The sequence below is a fragment of the Corynebacterium flavescens genome (assembly GCF_008693105.1).
GTDB lineage: Bacteria > Actinomycetota > Actinomycetes > Mycobacteriales > Mycobacteriaceae > Corynebacterium > Corynebacterium flavescens.
Genome location: NZ_VXKK01000023.1, coordinates 38,565 through 53,739, shown reverse-complemented (window position 1 = coordinate 53,739; position 15,175 = coordinate 38,565). Strand labels below are relative to the sequence as shown.

The window sequence follows — 15,175 nt, the reverse complement described above, 5'->3', positions numbered from 1 at the left end:
GGCTACCCCCGCCTGGCAATTAGTGCTCTTTATCCTCCGCGCTTTCGCTCTCAGGAGCCGAGTCCTCGTCCTGATCCACAGAAATGGAGCTTTCCTGAGCTGCTTCTTCAGTCCCTTTCGAAGCGGAGTCTTCGTTCACAACTTCAGCGTTCACAACTTCAGCGTCCACAACTTCAGCGTCCACAACCTCCGCGTCTACCACGTCCGCATAATCGCGGCTGCCATCGTCGGGGTCTACATCAATGTCCACGTCAGTGTCTTCTGACCCCGCTGAGATCTCTGGGTCCTCCGGCGAATCTTCCTCTTCTGCGACCTCACCAGCGTCATCAGATTCAACCTGATCCTCAGGCGCGGGCACAACCGACGCCTCTTCCTCATAGGCGGCACTCCGTGCACTCTGTGCTTGGAGTAAGAGGGAGGCTGCAGCAAATGCTAGTCCGACGGCTGCCAGCCAGACCCCGCTGAGCCCCGCAGCCACCCACACGCTCAGACCGGTGAACCCGTAGTATCCGAGTTCCCCGGACGAAAGATAGCCTAGGATGAGCATTCCGACGGCTGCCATGAGCCCTGCTACAGCAGCGAATTGAAAGCTGGGACGGCGACGGTAGAAGAGGTAGGCGGCACTGCACGGCAAGGCCAACAACAAAACTACGGCCCACGCTTGTACCGATGCGGGTACGACGCCGAATAGAGGCACCGGCGGCAAGGCCACCAGATCGACATTAAAGAGGCTCACGCTAGCATCGCCGACGTGCAGTTGGGCGCCGCTTAAAACCCCCATCGTGTAGACCACGGCGTTGGGCAGATAAAGCAGGCTCAGAGCTACCAGCCCCACAACCCCACCGGCACCGAGATGCGGATAGCTTGCAAGCAGCTCGCTTTGGCGTCCCCATCCCACTGCCGCCACAATCACAAACACCACCAAGGAGACGATTCCGGCATAGGCCAAGTAGCGCAGGGCTGAGAAAGCGGCGTCGACAAGCAGGGTTGAAACCCCGAAGCGCCGCGCCAACGCCCGCCACAGGCGTGGGCCCATTCCACCGGCCAGTACACAAAGATGCAGAAGCAGAATCCGCGGCAAAGCCATAGCCAGGTTGGGGGGCGAAACATCGAATACTTTCCCCGCGTCCCACAGCATTAGCCAGGCCAAGATTGTCAGTGCTGCGGGCACCACCACTGCCGCGACCGCGAGAATAGCCACGTCATTGATGCTCACCTTGCTACGAATCGTGTTGCGGATCCGGCGCGCGATAACGAATGCAAAGAGCAGCGCCGGCAGCAGTGGCATCACGGAGATGGTTATTCCGCCTGCCACTACGGGCCCGAGATTTAGAACCATCCAAGACTCAGCGATGACTGCAGGCAGCCAGGCTAGGGAGGTGCCTGTCAGCAACAAAGCGCCCAAGGCTACCGCCAAAATAGCGAGGATAAGCACCGCCTGAGGCAGAGCCACGGCAAAAGCCATGCGGCGGGCTCGCTCAAACTTGCTCAGCGGGGGTCGCGCGCGGCGCGCTTTCGCCTGCGCCCCAGCCTTGTGCGCGATGCGTGAGGCTGGGTCGATGGACTGGTGACCGCGGCCTCTCGTCTGCGCGCGCGGACGCGAGGTGGACCGCGATTGGGGGCTGGTGTTCCTATTCATCGCCTCTACTGTGCCACGCGAATGCCCGCGAGCACGTTTGGCGCGACGAGAATCGATACACACGAGCGATCCAATACCCCAAGGTCCAACGCTGACCTGCACCTTGCAGATCCCGCCTATCTTTGAAAGTAAGAGCCGCCGATACCTATATATATTACTGTGACTAGAGTGAACACGGCGGTCGCAGGAGTCCACTCTCGACCATCACTCCGTAGCGTTACACCGACCCCACCCGCGGGGGTAGCCAATTCCGTTCCTTAGAAACGGCGGCGAGTTCTGCAGGTTTAGCCCGGGGGAAGAAAATTATTCCGGTTAGGGTTGCTGTCACATTTCCGAGACGCTACTGTTACATCTCGTTGGTAACAGAAAGGTCACAATCTCGTAACCAACCGTGATGGACTGTAACGCCATATCCGGTACGCAGATTGTGAAGAGAATGGAAGTTGATTTGATGCGAAGCAAGACCCAGCGGGACGCCGGACGCCACCGTAAGATCATCACCTCGCAGACCAGCAAGGGCCGTATCGCCCTTATCGCGGTAGCTGCTGGAGCGGTTTCCACCGCAGGTGTTGGCGGAGCGGCCGCGGCTAATATTCAAGCCGATAACACCCAAGGACAAAAGGCCCAGTCGGTCAACTTCTCCTTGGCAAACAACTCCGGAGAGCTTGAGCGCGCCCAGGCGGCCGTCGCTGACGGTCTCGCCGAAACCCCGCAGATCTTGGCCGTATCTAACAACAAGCCCATCACGGACTTGGCAGATCAGCTCAACAAGGCAGTAGCAGCCTCTACCGAGCGCGCTGCCGCCGACAAGGCCGCCCGCGGCCCCTCAGTCGTCCGCCCGGCCGAGGGCAGCTTCACGTCCGGCTTTGGCTCCCGCTGGGGCTCCTTCCACTCCGGCATCGACATCGCTAACGCGAATGGAACGCCTATTCTCGCGGTCATGGACGGCACCGTCATCGATTCCGGCCCCGCCTCTGGCTACGGCCAGTGGATCCGCATCAAGCACGAAGACGGCTCCATGTCCGTCTACGGCCACATGGAGACCCTAGACGTCGCCGTGGGCCAGCAGGTCCACGCAGGCCAGAAGATCGCCGGAATGGGCAGCCTGGGATTCTCCACCGGCACCCACCTTCACTTCGAGATTCACCCCGCCGGCCAGGGCGCAATTGATCCCATCCCGTGGCTTGCAGAGCGCGGGATCAACATCGGCTAGGGATACAACTCCCCCGAACTTCCCATCCAACCTTTCTTCCGCAGCAGCGCGGGATCGCCGCAACACAGCGCTCCCGCGCTTTTGTTCTGCGCCGATTCCCGTCATAGCGTGCGCCGATCCAAGTTCAACCGCGTCACCCTGGCGTTGCACTCCACTCCGTCGCACCTCCGACACGCTGCTTAACTTCGGGCCATCAACCCTCATCTCAGGCCGCCAACCAAACGTTGTAGTCCATCTCACAGGAGATATTTTTTGACCACCAACGCATTCTCAAAGGGGGAGCTTTTCAATCCCTTATACCCCCTAAGCGGCGGATATGGCGGGAAGAAAAGACCGTTAAGTGGGAAGAAGAACTTCACCCACAGCCATCGCATGGGGCACCCCCCTTCCCCACACCCCCACACAGTTGCCCGAGAACTTTTTTATAACAGTTTTCACTCCTGCAACACGCGCAACATGCTGGCAACTTAGTCCTGTTTCGAACATCAGTGCATTGAGCTGGGTAGATTAGTCATTGCGCGATGTGACAACAACAGATAGCTTTTATCTCGTTGCCCAAAAAGAGCGTCACTGCCCCATCCCTGGAACGTCACGATAAGGACTTCATTTATGAAGCGCATGAATCGCGCCGTCAAGCGAACAGTGCTTGGCACCACCGCACTGTGTATGACATTCGCCCTGACCACAGTCGCTCCTGCGAGCGCGGTGGATACGCCAGCAAACAACGACGCTGCGCTTTACGAAGCCGCTTTGGAGCTCGCCGACGCAGCAAGCGCTGATGCCGCAGACGCAGACACCGAGGGACAGTCCTCTAAAGGCCAAGGTGGGTGGGATATCGCTTTAGACCCAGCACTCATCAAGGAACTCATCGAGGCCTTCCGTCCACCAGCAGATACTCCCGAGGTAACCAAGCAAACGGGGCGCGACGCCAGTGGCAACACGGTGTCTTCTCCCACGACGGGTACTTTTACTTCCGTCTACGGCGAGCGCTGGGGAACCACGCACAATGGCATCGACATAGGCAACCCCGTAGGAACCCCGATCTACTCCGTCATGGACGGCGAGGTCATTTCCTCCGGCCCAGCCCAGGGCTTTGGTAACTGGATTAGAGTGCGCCACGACGACGGAGCTATATCCGTCTACGGCCACATGCCGGCCAATATGCTCTACGTGTCTGTGGGCGACAGAGTCAGTGCTGGGCAAGAAATCGCCGGCATGGGCAGTGAGGGCCACTCAACCGGCCCCCACCTCCACTTTGAAATTCACCCTGATGGCACCACGCCTGTTGATCCTGTGCCGTGGTTCAAAGAGCGCGGCATCACCATCTAGCGCGCTTTTCCGGCTGCTAGAGCTTTTCCATCGGCACTCCGCCGATGAGCATGAGCCGCACCTTACCGGCCGAGCCGAAGTCCACCGTAACGGTGGCCCTGGCACCGGAACCGGCGGCCTCAATCACCGTGCCGAGACCATATTTCGCATGGTTGACGCGGTCCCCGACCGCAAGATTGAGGTGATTATTCCGTGGCATCGAGGTAGCTGAGTGCGAGGATGAGGAGCGCTGCGAAGGGGAAGTCGCAGTGCTCTTTTTGTTCTTATTCCACCCAGACCAGTCCTTGCCATAGGATCTTCCGTACTGATAAGAGTCATCGCCGCCCCACGCGCCAGACAAGCTGCTTTCGGGCGCTTCGCGGCGCCAGTCAAGGAGTTCTTCTGGGATCTCTCCAAGGAAACGGCTGGCAGGATTGGTCATAGGATTGCCCCACGAAGATCGCAGGATTGCGCGAGTGAGATAGAGCTGCTCACGTGCGCGAGTAATACCCACATAGGCCAGGCGACGTTCCTCGCTCAGTTCTTTCGGGTCACCGAGCGAGCGCATATGTGGAAACTGGCCATCCTCCCAACCTGTAAGAAACACAACTGGGAACTCTAGGCCCTTTGCTGTGTGGAGAGTCATCAGAGTCACCACTCCGATCTCACTATCGGGGATCTGGTCCGCATCAGCGACAAGAGAGACCTTTTCTAGGAAGGCCTGCAGGGAGCCCGGTGCGGCTTCTCCCTCTGCCAGCTGCGGATCTTCCTCAGCGTCCGAGCCATCGAACGCCAAGTTATTTGCCGCGTCGGAAGAAAACTCTCGGGCTACCGAGACGAGTTCGTTCAAGTTATCCAGACGCGCTCCATCCTGCGGATCGTTGGATTGTTCCAAAAGCTCGCGGTATCCCGTGGCGTCCAGCACAAGGTTGAGCAGCTCGCCGAGATCGGGCTGCCCTGTCACCGCATTTCTCATTCCCGGAATCTGTGCTCGAATCCCTTCCATCATCTCTACGAACTTGGAAACGGCATTAACAGCGCGGGTGCCTAAACCCGCGACTGCGCCGGCAGCGCCATCATGCAGCGCCTTGCCGAAGCTGATGCCGAGATTGTCCGCATGCAAGGAGATCTGCCCCTGCGCCTTGTCCCCAATCGCCCGCTTGGGGACGTTAATGATGCGCCGCAGGCTAACGGTGTCATCCGGGTTATCGATAATGCGCAGGTAGGCGACCATGTCACGGATCTCGCGGCGCTCGTAGAAGCGGGTTCCGCCGACGACCTTATAGGGAATGCCCGAGCGCACGAAGATGTCCTCCAAGGCACGAGAAGCATTATTGGTGCGATACATGATGGCGATATCCGAGTAGCTACGGCCCTGATCGGCCAAAGAATCAATCTCGGAGGCGATAAACCGCGCCTCATCATGTTCATTATCGGCGACATAGCCGATGATCTTTTTTCCCTGTCCATGCGCGGTCCACAGATTCTTTTCACGGCGACCCTCATTCCTGGAGATGACCGCGTTGGCGGCATTCAAGATGGTCTGCGTTGAGCGATAGTTCTGCTCCAACAAGATTGTCTTGGCCTGCGGGTAATCGCGCTCAAACTCTTGGATATTGCGGATGGTTGCTCCACGGAAAGCATAGATAGACTGATCCGAGTCTCCGACTACGCACAGCTGCGGCGCTTCAGCAGAAGGCTCTCCCTTGCCAACCAACTCAGAGACCAGGGCATACTGCGCATGGTTGGTATCTTGATACTCATCAATGAGGACATGCCGGAAGCGACGCCGGTAGAACGCGACTACCTGCGGGTACTCCCGAAAGATGCGCACGACCTCTCCAATAAGATCGTCAAAGTCGACCGCGTTGGCCGCACGCAGGCGGCGCTGATACTCCGCATAAACCTGGGCGATGACAATATCGAAAGGATTCTTCGTTTTTGCAGCCTCGCTCGCAGCACTATCCGGGGAGACCAGATCATTTTTTAGATTAGAGATCTGGTTAGCCAAAACGCGAGAAGTGAATTTCTTCAGATCTATGCCCATGTCCTTGGCAATCATGGTCAGCAGACGCCTAGCATCATCCCCGTCATAGATAGTAAAATTAGTGTTCAGCCCGGGCACCAGCTGAGCGTTCTGGCGCAGAATGCGCACGCAAATGGAGTGAAACGTAGACACCCACATGCGTTCAGCCACGGGCCCCACCAATTGCCCGACGCGCTCTTTCATTTCCGCAGCGGCCTTGTTGGTAAAGGTAATAGCCAAAATCTCCCAGGGCGCCACCCCCCTGCTGCGCATAAGATAAGCAATGCGGCGCGTGAGCACGGCCGTCTTTCCTGAGCCTGCGCCAGCAACAATAAGCAGCGGAGAACCAATGTGGGTCACCGCGGCCAGCTGCTGCGGATTTAGCCCCTGGGTTAGGGGATCCGCTGCGGGTTTCGGGGACGTGGCCACCTCGCGTGAATTGCCAACAACCGGGGCGGCCGAGGATCCGGCGCGATCCGGCGAGATGCGGGAAAAGGGAGACTCGTTATTCATAGTGCCTACCAACCTACTAGCCTCCTCGGACATGTCACCTCATCTCGCCTCATGTTCCCTTTAGACGGGCTCGGTGGCAGAATTGGGACCTATGTCTTTAGAAGAAAATCTCCCCCCTCAATCCGCTTCTGACTCCACATCTAACTCCCCTGCGGATTCCGCCTCTGGCAGCACCGCCGCCGATAGTGGTGTTGTGGACAACGGCATGGCCATCCGCTTCCCCTCTGGCAGCGATGATCCGCTCACTGACGCAGAGATCCAGCGCTACCGCGCCGAGATCAATCGTCTCGATCGCCTCATCCTTGACGCTGTAAAGCGCCGCACGGAGGTCTCTCAGGCGATAGGACGCACCCGTATGAGCAGCGGCGGAACCCGTCTTGTCCATACCCGCGAGATAGCTATCCTCAACGAGTTCCAAGACGAGTTGGGTGAGGAGGGCCCCGCCATCGCCTCGGCGCTTTTGCGTATGGGCCGCGGCAAGCTCGGCTAGCTTTTTCTACTGCTCAGTGTGAGCAATTGGACTACGGTGGGAAAGTGGAATGTTGCTCGCATTTGATACCCCGGTGTTCGCCGGACCGTTTCACCTTTAGAAAGGCCTCTTTTATGGACATCACCGCCACCGCGCAGTGGACCGCGCTCTCCGAGCTTTTTAAACTTAAGAAAGACCTCAAACTTAGAGAACTCTTCGCGGCGGATCCACGCCGAGCTTCTCGCTACACTTTCGACGCAGCGGGATGGCACGCAGATCTCTCCAAAAACCTCGTCGACGATGAGGTTCTCAACGCCCTTTTCGCGCTGGCCAAGGCCGCAGACCTCGAAGCCCGCCGCGAGGCCATGTTTGAGGGCAAGCACATCAACAACACTGAAGATCGCGCGGTTCTACACACCGCGCTGCGCCTTCCTGCTACAGAGGATCTTGTGGTCGGCGAGGAAGACGTCGCCGCAGAGGTCCACGAAACCCTTGGCCACATGCGCGATTTCGCCACCGCCTTGAGGTCTGGGAAGTGGCTCGGCTACACCGGACACACCATCAAGAAGATCGTCAACATCGGTATCGGCGGATCAGACTTGGGTCCGGCCATGGCTACCAAGGCGCTGCGCGCCTACGAGGTAGCAGGAATTAGCGCTGATTTCGTCTCCAACGTTGACCCCGCCGACATGGCTGCCACCCTCGAAGGATTAGACGCGGGCTCCACAGTCTTTGTCGTCGCCTCCAAGACCTTCACCACCCAGGAAACTCTGACTAATGCCCATGTTGCGCGGCGCTGGTTGCTCGAGCAGTTCGACGGCGATGAAAGCGCCGTCGCCAAGCACTTCGTGGCTGTTTCGACCAACGCTGAAAAGGTCGCGGAATTCGGCATCGACACCGCGAACATGTTTGGGTTCTGGAACTGGGTCGGGGGACGCTACTCGGTGTCTTCCGCCATCGGCCTCTCACTCATGTGCACCATCGGCCCGCAGGACTTCATGCGCTTCCTGTCCGGTTTCCATGCCATGGATGTGCATTTTCGTACTGTCCCGCTTGAGAGCAACCTGCCCATCCTCATGGGTCTGCTCAATATCTGGTACTCCAACTTCCACGGCGCACAGACACACGCGGTTCTTCCCTACTCCGAGGACATGGGTCGTTTCCCTGCTTACTTGCAGCAGCTGACCATGGAGTCGAACGGCAAGTGCGTCCACCACGATGGCACGCCGGTTGAAACCACCACGGGGGAGATCTTCTGGGGCGAGCCTGGAACCAATGGGCAGCATGCCTTCTTCCAGCTTCTGCACCAGGGCACCCGGCTCGTTCCGGCTGACTTCATCGGCTTCGCCCGTCCACACGAGGACTTCTTCACGGCTGATTCCTCCAGCTCCATGCATGACCTGCTCATGGGCAACTTCTTTGCCCAAACCAAGGTGCTGGCCTTTGGCAAGAATGCCGATGAAATTGCGGCAGAAGGCGTTGACCCAGCCGTCGTCCCGCACAAGGTGATGCCGGGTAACCGGCCCTCCACTACCCTGCTTGCGCAGCAACTGACCCCGGATGCTTTGGGCTCACTCATCGCACTCTACGAACACATTGTCTTCACCGAGGGCGCTATCTGGGACATCAACTCCTTCGATCAATGGGGAGTCGAGCTAGGAAAGCAGCAGGCAAATGACCTGGCCCCTGCCGTGTCCGGCAAGGTAAAGGTCGACTCAGGTGATTCCTCCACCGATGAACTCGTGGGCTGGTACCGCAGTCACCGCTAAAGTGGCTCTTCCGAGGTTTAAAGTGCGTGGTGGGAGTGGCAGGAAAAACGCGAGTCCCTTGCCGGTATTTTCCGGGATCCCCTCCACCGCACAGTCATAGCCCTACGCATTGTTGGTTTCCCCACCGGGCTTTGTTTTAGGGGTGCTGAAAGTCGCCGCCTGGCTTGTTGTCCTAACGGCTAGTGTGCGGGCGGCTGCCAGACTATCTTTCCGTCTTGGCGGGCCAGGCGCCCGCGGCGTGGTGGCGCATTCGGATCATCCTCATTAACCCCGTTGTGGTAGTTGCACAAGGTCACCAGGTTGGCAACGTTAGTCTCCCCACCGTGACTCCACGGCGTGAGATGGTGGAACTGTCCTCTTTCTGCCGGGATGCTACAGCCTGGCCACGCGCAGGTAGGGTGCTCTGCTGCGAGCATCGTGCGCTGTTTTGATGATGCGAAGCGCTCAAAGCGGTACAAGTCCACCGGCCCCAGCGCCCGACTAATCACCGTAATAAGACCCTCGTTGGCACAGGCACGCTCTACAAGCTGCGCGCCGGTGATAACAGCCCCACTGGTGGTGCGTATCAGCACATCATCGCGCTCGCGGCGTACAAGCTTCCCGTAGTCCTCCAGCCGGAGGACTGCCATAGTCGTCACACGAGTACGTGTGGTGGCCCCGTCTGCCTTGCCGAGCATGCGGGCGATAAAACTTGTCCCTGGCCGCTTGTGGTCAATAGTCCGGAAAGCATCTGCCATATCCAGCCCATTGCCGGTCACTGTCAAGGTAGCTAGCCCGTTGGGGTGCTGGCGCAGCAGCGCGCGCTCGCAATACGTGCGGGGAACACGCATTTCACGCAGCCGGCGCCTGGCTACCGCAGTAACCTGCTCGCTGGGCGTGGCGCATAGCTCTACGCGTAGGTTCCATGCGGCTCGTTGTTCTTTGACGCGGCGGGTAAAGGATTCGATCTGGCGCAGGGTGCTCAGAGTGTGCCCGTTGCGCCGAGCAGAGTTAACGGCCGAGCGTTGCTTGCCGCTGTAGGGTGTGGGACCAAAGTAGATGGTGTGCAGGCTTAAAAGCTCGGCGGCATCCTGCGCGCTGGCCCCCATCTTTTCAAGGTCTGGGGCAGATAGCCCCGAGCACTCAGCAACGAGGTCAACACCTCGGCTAAGTTGTGCGAAATACTCCTGCAAACCCATGACCGCCACGCTAAGACACCGCCCACCGCCGCGACAATCCCCAACCCGCACCAAGGCGGAGAACTGTGGATAACCCGCCCGCGCCGGACGCAGTTATCCACAGACGGGCCGCCTCGCCAGAACTTGGCAGTGCGGTAGCAAAGCCATCCGGCCTATCCTGAATGATCGGGCTCATGCGGAGACCGGTAGCAAAAGCGGATCTCAGTATTCAGGACAACTGACCTACAAAACACTGCACTCAAAACCTCTAGGTCCGCTAGAGACCTTCATTAAAGACACAACGGGGTCCTCAATTAGTTTCTAGAGCCGGATCATCGGTTCCCAACCTGCTGGAATGCTATCGCTGGTGACGATCTTGCGCCCGAAGGGGAAGCAGGTCACAGGGATCATCTTGAGATTGGCCAAGGCAACGGGCAGCCCGATAATCGTCACTGCTTGCGCCAGCGCAGTGGCCATGTGGCCTATTGCTAGCCACACGCCTGCGAAGATGAACCACACGACGTTGCTCAAGGCCGACATTCCGCCGGTACCGCCCACCGGTTGCACCACAGTGCGCCCAAAAGGCCAGAGCGCGAAACGCGCCATGCGGAAGCTAGCCACGCCTGCCGGAATAGTAACCACTAGCAAGCAGGCCACCACGCCAAAAATGAAGTATCCGGCAGCAAGGGCGAATCCGCCGACAACAAACCAAATAATATTTAAAATCGTCTTCATAACCGCTACCCTAGTCGAGTCGCGGCCTTCCGAGCGCGCATTCTTTAAGGTCTCACACTTGTCACATCTTCGCTACCCCGGGCTTTTGCTAAGCTCGGTGGCTGGTTTCACCACCCCGCTTCCTCACAACAGAAAGATATGACTTGCACACTGTCATCGACTGGATAGTCAGCCTGATGAACACCTTGGGCGCCCCCGGGGTAGGTATCGCCATCTTCCTTGAGAATATCTTCCCGCCGGTCCCCTCGGAAGTCATTCTCCCCCTCGCCGGTTTTACGGCCTCGCGCGGGGAGATCAACCTCTTGGCCGCCATAACCTGGTCCACCATTGGCTCTGTCCTTGGAGCCTTCGTGCTTTATTGGATCGGCGCGGCAGTGGGCATCTCTCGCCTGCGCCGCATCGCCAACTGGATGTGGCTGACCACGCCGGAGGACGTTGACAAGGCGCTCGGATTCTTCGATCGTCATGGCTCCGCGTCTGTGTTCTTCGGGCGCTTCATTCCCGGAGTGCGTTCGCTCATCTCAATCCCCGCCGGCGTAGACCGCATGCCAATGCTCAAATTCGGTCTATGGACCACTGCGGGGTCGCTGATTTGGAATACCGTGCTAATTCTTTTGGGTTTTCAGCTCGGCGAGAACTACCACATCGTTTCCGATTTCATCGACCGCTTTTCCTCGGTGATCTATGTCCTCCTCGTACTCATCGTGGTGGGCGTGGGCATTTATCTTTTCCTGCGTCAAAGGCGCCGGAAGAACCGGGATTCGCCCGTTAACGCCAGCCAGGCTGACCCCGGTTCGACCCCACCGGAGCCGGTTGGCACACCGGACACCACCAAATAACCCGCTCGAGCTCGCCCTCATCGCCGCCGGCGTCTACTCCGCCCAGAAACCCCTTCTGGATCAGCGTGCCGCAACGCCGACAGGGCGCGTTATTCCGCCCGAATACGTAGGTTGTTTCCCCTGCCCGCCGCACGCCAGTGGTCACGCGGATAGGGGAATCTTTATTGGCCCACATGATGCGGCGCGCGACGTCGAGGACATGCTCGTAGTCAATGTCCCCCACTCGGGCTGCCGGATGCACCCCCGCAATGAAACAGGCTTCGGCGCGGTACTCGTTACCAATGCCGGCCACGTTGCCTTGGTCGAGCAATGCTGCCCCGATGGATCGGCCCGGCCGCATAGAAATCCTGCGCACGGCCTCTTCCCTATCCCACCGCGGCAAGAGGATATCGGGGCCCAAGTCGGCGATGGATTCGTAGTAATCATCGAGTCCAAAAACCTCTACTAGGCCTAACCAGTGGCCCACCAGCTCAATATCACGTGGGCGATTGGCCAGAGCCAGTACCACCCTCGCGCTGTGTGCTGGACGACGCCACCTGTCCCCCACGTAGTGGATAGCCCACGTGCCCTCCATCTTCAGATGTGTGTGCACTATACGGTCATCGAACTGCATGAAGAGGTGCTTGCCATAGGGCCACACCCGCTGGCAGCTCGTGCCTTCTAAATGCACCGTGGCATAGCGCGGTACGCGAAAGGAGCACCCAGTGACCTCCCGGCCCTCCATGAAGTGAAGCCTATTGGCCAGCTGTAGTACCGAATCTCCTTCTGGCATCTAGGAGAGCTCATGCTCGCGCTGCGCCTGCCACGGTGTGATGACGTGACTGCGATTGAGTTCCGCTATGTCTGTGACCCCCAACAGTTGCGCCGTGTTCTTTAGCTCCGCGGACAAGAGCTCGATGACTCGGTCGACGCCCTCGCGTCCACCCGCCATAAGGCCATAGAGATAAGCGCGGCCGATGAGCACAAAGTCTGCTCCTAGGGCTAGCGCTATGGCTATGTCGGTGCCCGACATTATGCCCGAGTCATAGATGATCTCTGCCTCATCGCCTACCTCGGCTTTCACTGCTTCAAGCGCTTGCAGGGTGTTGACCACGCGATCGAGCTGGCGTCCACCATGGCTGGAGACGACTACGCCATCTGCACCGAGATCTATGACCTTGCGTGCATCGGCGGGGTTAAGAATGCCCTTCACAAAGAGCTTGCCCTTCCATTGCTGCCGAATCCACGCCAAGTCCTCGAAGCTCAGCGCAGGGTCAAACATGGTGTTAACCAGCTCGCCCAAGGTGCTTGTCGTGCTTGTAAGGGAAGCGAAGGTGACCGGATCAGTGCTGAGGAAATTAAACCACCACTCTGGCCGCCACGCGGCATCCACGACAGTTCCCAGCGTTAGCCGCGGCGGGATGCGCATGCCGTTGCGAGTATCACGCAGGCGCTGCCCTGCCACCGGCGTATCTACGGTGACAACCAAGGTGTCATAGCCAGTGGCGGCGGCGCGATCAATGAGGTCTTCGCAGGCCGCGTGATTCTTCCACAGGTAGAGCTGGAACCAGCGCCGCCCAGTGCCCGATGTACGCGCCACTTCTTCCACGGAACGGGTACCCATGGTTGAGAGCGTGAAGGGGATACCCGCGGCTGTGGCTGCGGCTGAGCCCGCGTCCTCTCCCTCTGAGTGCATGAAACGAGTAAAGCCTGTGGGGGCAATGCCGAAGGGCAAGGAAGAGTCAGCGCCCGCGATGGTAGTAGACAACTTGACATCATCTGCCCCAGTGAGGACGTTCGGAAGCAAACGAATCTCGCGGAAGAAATCACGGGACTCCCGGTAGGTCACCTCATCACGCGCAGCGCCATCAACATAGTCGAAGGCAGCCTTAGGAATGCGCCGCCTGGAGATCTTTCGCAGATCCCACACATCAGCCGCCTTATCAAGACGGGCTGCGCGGCGATCCAGCGTGGGTTTGCCAAACTTCATGACATTCTTCAGCTCCGAAATATCCGGCAGCTGCCTCTTCATACGCATTTCTTCATTCCTCCAAAAAATCTGTCTTAGTTATCTTGTTTCAGTTTCAGGATTACTCTCCTCGGCGCGCTAAATCCACCGTGCTATCCATTCTGCGCTGGAGAACCCAGATTCTTGCTCCGATGCCAGCTCTAGTGAACCGTCCTTGTGCGCGCGGCCAGGACCGACGCCACAGAGATAGCGCAGCAAATAGCAACGGCAATGGCACCGAAGATGACTCTTCCACCCGAGGCCTGGATGATCCATGCCAATACCAGCGGGGTAAACCCGGCTACTACAGCTCCGTTGAGCTCGCGGGCGAGGGCAATTCCAGAATATCGTTCGCGAGCACCGAATAAGCTGGCGAGAAATGCCCCTTGAGCGCCCGAAGTCATGGCGATGATGAACCCATAACCAACCGCAATCATGACTCCAGCCAGCACTGCGTTGCCGGAAGAAAGCGCGTTAAAAAGCGGGAATGCAAATACTGCAGCGCACAGGCTGCCTATAGCTAGTACTCGTCCTGCCCCGAACTTATCAGCGGCTAGGCCGCCGAAGGGCGTGCCGAGCACTCCGGCGAGGGTTCCCAAAGTCACGGCAGCGAGCGCGGTCGGCCGCTCCATTCCCACTGCGGGCGAGGTCATCAGAGAAATACCGAATACTGCCATTGCGTAGTTGAGGGCATTATGTCCGGTCACCGCGCCGAAACCAATGACTACTTCGCGCCAGCTCTTCTTTAACAACGCCACAAAGGGGATTTCCTCCCGCTGCTCCTCGGTGCGCTGCACCGCAGCCACATACTCCGGAGTCTCCTCGAGGCGGCGTCTGATGAAGATGGCCACTGCAAAAAGCACGGCGGAAGCCAGGAAAGGAATGCGCCATGCCCCACCGAGCAGGGCTTCCTCCCCTAGCGAGGAGACAGCCAAGAATGCACCAGTTGCCATCGCCATGCCGAGGGGCGGCGTCGAAAGCACGAGGGCGGTGAAGAATGCCCGCATCCGCAGGGGCGCAAACTCCGCCACAATTGTCATAGCCCCAGCCAACTCGGCACCGGCGCCCATGCCTTGAATCAGGCGAAAGAGAACCAGCAAGATCGGCGCGGCGACGCCGATGAGTACTTGGGTCGGAAGGAGCCCGATGCCCACAGTCGCAATTCCCATCAGCATGATCGAAAGCATCATTGCCGGACGCCGCCCCCAGGAGTCACCTATGTGCCCAATGAGCACTCCTCCCAAGGGGCGCGCAACGAATCCCACCGCAAAAGTAGCGAAGGCTGCCAGCTGTCCGCCCACAGCCGATCCCTGGAAAAAGAGCGGTCCGATGACCAATCCAGCAGCGGCACCATAAAGCGCATAGTCATACCACTCGATTACGGTTCCGGACATCGCGGCGATGAGAGCACGCTTGCCCTCTTTTCCAAGGCGCTCCGGATTACCCGGCGCGCCTTTCATCCCAGTGTCATCAGCATTAGGAGCAAGCATATTCGGGGCCTTATTGGGGCGGGCGGTAGT

General features: G+C 58.8%; 12 protein-coding genes. 5 read left to right on the top strand and 7 right to left on the bottom strand.

Annotated elements, in window-relative coordinates; all coding sequences use genetic code 11:
* Positions 1 to 19: 19 nt before the first annotated feature.
* Entirely contained in the window at positions 20 to 1,639 is a 1,620-nt protein-coding gene (locus F4V60_RS03980) for a cell division protein PerM (RefSeq protein ID WP_084559131.1), read from the bottom strand.
* A 451-nt stretch (positions 1,640 to 2,090) separates the two neighbouring features.
* Between F4V60_RS03980 and F4V60_RS03975 the strand changes: the two genes are divergently transcribed.
* Together F4V60_RS03975 and F4V60_RS03970 are read left to right on the top strand one after the other, a co-directional pair.
* Positions 2,091 to 2,852, top strand: a complete 762-nt coding sequence (locus F4V60_RS03975; RefSeq protein ID WP_075729437.1) for a M23 family metallopeptidase — start codon at positions 2,091 to 2,093, stop codon at positions 2,850 to 2,852.
* 609 nt (positions 2,853 to 3,461) lie between these two features.
* Positions 3,462 to 4,181, top strand: a complete 720-nt coding sequence (locus F4V60_RS03970; RefSeq protein WP_075729436.1) for a M23 family metallopeptidase — start codon at positions 3,462 to 3,464, stop codon at positions 4,179 to 4,181.
* Between the two features lie 16 nt (positions 4,182 to 4,197).
* Here F4V60_RS03970 and pcrA read toward each other — a convergent pair whose 3' ends face one another.
* Positions 4,198 to 6,699 (bottom strand): DNA helicase PcrA, encoded by a 2,502-nt coding sequence (gene pcrA, locus F4V60_RS03965; RefSeq protein ID WP_075729435.1) that lies wholly within the window; start codon positions 6,697 to 6,699, stop codon positions 4,198 to 4,200.
* A 205-nt stretch (positions 6,700 to 6,904) separates the two neighbouring features.
* Here pcrA and F4V60_RS03960 point away from each other — a divergent pair, with 205 nt between their 5' ends.
* Both F4V60_RS03960 and pgi read left to right on the top strand, forming a co-directional pair.
* Positions 6,905 to 7,189, top strand: a complete 285-nt coding sequence (locus F4V60_RS03960) for a chorismate mutase (protein WP_075731040.1) — start codon at positions 6,905 to 6,907, stop codon at positions 7,187 to 7,189.
* Positions 7,190 to 7,302: 113 nt separating this feature from the next.
* The gene (gene pgi, locus F4V60_RS03955) at positions 7,303 to 8,937 is read left to right on the top strand and encodes a glucose-6-phosphate isomerase (protein WP_075729434.1); all 1,635 of its coding nucleotides are present in this window, start codon (positions 7,303 to 7,305) and stop codon (positions 8,935 to 8,937) included.
* A gap of 179 nt (positions 8,938 to 9,116) precedes the next feature.
* Here pgi and F4V60_RS03950 read toward each other — a convergent pair whose 3' ends face one another.
* Together F4V60_RS03950 and F4V60_RS03945 are read right to left on the bottom strand one after the other, a co-directional pair.
* A complete protein-coding gene (locus tag F4V60_RS03950; protein ID WP_075729433.1) occupies positions 9,117 to 10,115 on the bottom strand; it encodes an HNH endonuclease signature motif containing protein in 999 nt (332 codons plus the stop codon).
* A 300-nt stretch (positions 10,116 to 10,415) separates the two neighbouring features.
* Positions 10,416 to 10,829: a YccF domain-containing protein gene (locus F4V60_RS03945; RefSeq protein ID WP_075729432.1), complete on the bottom strand. Its 414-nt coding sequence runs from the start codon at positions 10,827 to 10,829 to the stop codon at positions 10,416 to 10,418.
* A 143-nt stretch (positions 10,830 to 10,972) separates the two neighbouring features.
* Here F4V60_RS03945 and F4V60_RS03940 point away from each other — a divergent pair, with 143 nt between their 5' ends.
* The gene (locus F4V60_RS03940) at positions 10,973 to 11,668 is read left to right on the top strand and encodes a DedA family protein (protein ID WP_232315978.1); all 696 of its coding nucleotides are present in this window, start codon (positions 10,973 to 10,975) and stop codon (positions 11,666 to 11,668) included.
* Here F4V60_RS03940 and F4V60_RS03935 read toward each other — a convergent pair.
* The 3 genes from F4V60_RS03935 to F4V60_RS03925 all read right to left on the bottom strand — a co-directional run bounded on the left by F4V60_RS03935 (position 11,598) and on the right by F4V60_RS03925 (position 15,115).
* The gene (locus F4V60_RS03935; protein WP_075729430.1) at positions 11,598 to 12,440 is read right to left on the bottom strand and encodes a DNA-formamidopyrimidine glycosylase family protein; all 843 of its coding nucleotides are present in this window, start codon (positions 12,438 to 12,440) and stop codon (positions 11,598 to 11,600) included. The genes F4V60_RS03940 and F4V60_RS03935 overlap by 71 nt on opposite strands.
* Positions 12,441 to 13,685, bottom strand: a complete 1,245-nt coding sequence (locus F4V60_RS03930) for an alpha-hydroxy acid oxidase (protein WP_075729429.1) — start codon at positions 13,683 to 13,685, stop codon at positions 12,441 to 12,443.
* Between the two features lie 131 nt (positions 13,686 to 13,816).
* Complete coding sequence (locus F4V60_RS03925; RefSeq protein WP_075731038.1) at positions 13,817 to 15,115, bottom strand: MFS transporter; 1,299 nt, start codon at positions 15,113 to 15,115, stop codon at positions 13,817 to 13,819.
* Positions 15,116 to 15,175: the final 60 nt, after the last annotated feature.